This window comes from Pseudoalteromonas sp. 19-MNA-CIBAN-0066, from assembly GCF_040308705.1.
Taxonomy (GTDB): domain Bacteria; phylum Pseudomonadota; class Gammaproteobacteria; order Enterobacterales; family Alteromonadaceae; genus Pseudoalteromonas; species Pseudoalteromonas nigrifaciens.
Map to the genome: position 1 here is coordinate 1 of NZ_JBEONZ010000080.1, position 2,008 is coordinate 2,008.

Genomic DNA, 2,008 nt, shown 5'->3' on the forward strand with positions numbered 1-2,008 from the left:
AGAAAACCCATTGATCGACGCGAAGCGGCGTCGATGGGATGAATCGGAATAGTTAGCCCTGCTCTTGAATGTATTTTGAATTGTATCAGCAGCCACATTTCCAACAGAGCAAACAAAATATCCGTCAGACCCAAAAGAGGGTCTAACTAATTTACCTGTTTCGTCCTAAAAGCTTTTCTAACTTTCGATCCGCTACTTTATCATCTAATGATAGAGCCCTATATTCATCGATAAGCTTTGTTAAGCCTGAGTTTTTTTCACCACGAAAATATTCAATATTACGCTCTATTTTCTTTAAGATTTTGCTTAAGCTAATATCATCCACCAATGGATCATTTTCTTTACCTACAAACAGGCTGTTATCTTGCGGGAAGTTCACAAAGTAACGTAAGCCACGTTTACCTTCACCTGATGAGTAGAGTAAGCCATTATCAACCAATGATTTTAAATCCCTTGTAGCGGTTGCCGGTGGCGCACCGGTTATGGCTCGATATTTTTCATTAGTTAAACCATCACGCACAAAGCCGTCAGCGCCGACAGTGAAGATTTTTTTCATCACTTTCTCTTGACGTTGGTTGAGTTTGACCTCTGCATATTCAGCCCAAAATTTTGATTTTTGCAATACAAACTCAACGGACTCAAGTGACTTATCTTGCGAAGTTCTAACTAGCTCAACAAACCACGCTATCCACTCATTAATTTGTAAGCTAGCATTAGTATTTCTAAGCTGTTGATAATACTCCATTCGATTAGTATTAATCATGCTCGACATACTAAAAAGCGGCGGTCTCGAAAAGTCTTGAAATAACGCATGCTCGGCTATGGCTCTACCAACACGGCCATTCCCATCTTGAAACGGATGAATAGCGACAAACCATAAATGAGCAACTGCTGCTTTTATAGGGCCTGAACAATTGGCGCTATTATACCACTGTATGAAAGCATCCATTTCATGTTCAACCTCAGTGCGATTATTACCGGGTGCTTTGTAGATGATTTCACTGTCGCCGTATAAGTCTTCTCTTATTACATCAATGGACGAGTCTCGATAATCGCCTTTTGTAATAGGATTTACATAATAATCTTCACTACCGTGTAATAGTAGCGTGTGCCAACGGCAAAGTAAGGTTTTAGACATAGCACTTTTAATGCTTTTGCGCACATCAACAAGCATTGCCGCAATGCCTTTTTCTTTAGGGAAGTAACCACCACGCTCTGGCTCTTTTAACCCTAGAAAACGAGCAACTGATGAGCGCACCTCTTCACGGTTAAGTTTTTCACCTTCAATGGCACTGGTGCTTAATGCTTCTTCCACTAGTAAGTGGACAAATGCATCATTATGGTCACTTAACGGTATTTGCGATAATGCCCCTTCAATACTGTAAGCTTTTTTCGAATACTCGCTGACACTTGCCTCAAAGCGTGTTGTGTCATATTCAAATTGAGGCCAATTTTTTTGTTGCCAATGATACATGTGATTTAAACCTTCTTCCGTTATAAATCACTTTATACCTAATTGTGATTTAAAAGTCTATACCTTATGAATCATATGGAGAGAAATTTTGATTTGTGAACTACCCATCGACGCCACTCCGTGTCGATCAATGGGCTTCTACAGTCTAGCTTATGAATGCTAGGCTGCTTCTTTTTTCTCAGTTCCAACAGCAAACTTCGATAGCTCGAAGACTTTCGTTTTAATGGCTGATTTCTGCTGAGATGTGGGGGTAACCCTTGCGACGATTCCAGCCGCAATCAAATCTAATTCACCTGTTTTTGCTATGCTTTTAGCAGCTGACAAGTCTCGGTTTTGGTAAGTTTCACAAGCCGTACATGTGAAATTTCTGTCGTTCAATGTTAAAACATGATGTTGGCCGCATTCTGCGCAAATCCCAGTCGATTTTTCAAATCGACCAATTTCATGATAGAGTTTACCTTCAAGCTCAGCCTTGTATTTTGAAAGCTGAGTTATCAGAGCCATCACATTGTCAGCTACCATACTGCCATTGAA

At 40.2% G+C, this 2,008-nt stretch carries 2 protein-coding genes; both read right to left on the reverse strand.

The features are described 5' to 3' along the window. Positions 1–151 precede the first annotated feature (151 nt). Entirely contained in the window at positions 152–1,474 is a 1,323-nt protein-coding gene (locus tag AAEZ18_RS18235; protein ID WP_350628520.1) for a Fic family protein, read from the reverse strand. A 159-nt stretch (positions 1,475–1,633) separates the two neighbouring features. Continuing rightward, positions 1,634–2,008: zinc ribbon domain-containing protein (locus tag AAEZ18_RS18240; protein WP_350595484.1), on the reverse strand; the 375-nt coding region annotated here is incomplete at its 5' end.

What these genes read in the sequence shown, in the direction of transcription:
- AAEZ18_RS18235 (WP_350628520.1), bottom strand. Translation starts at nt 1,474, where the DNA reads ATGTATCATTGGCAACAAAAAAATTGGCCTCAATTTGAATATGACACA.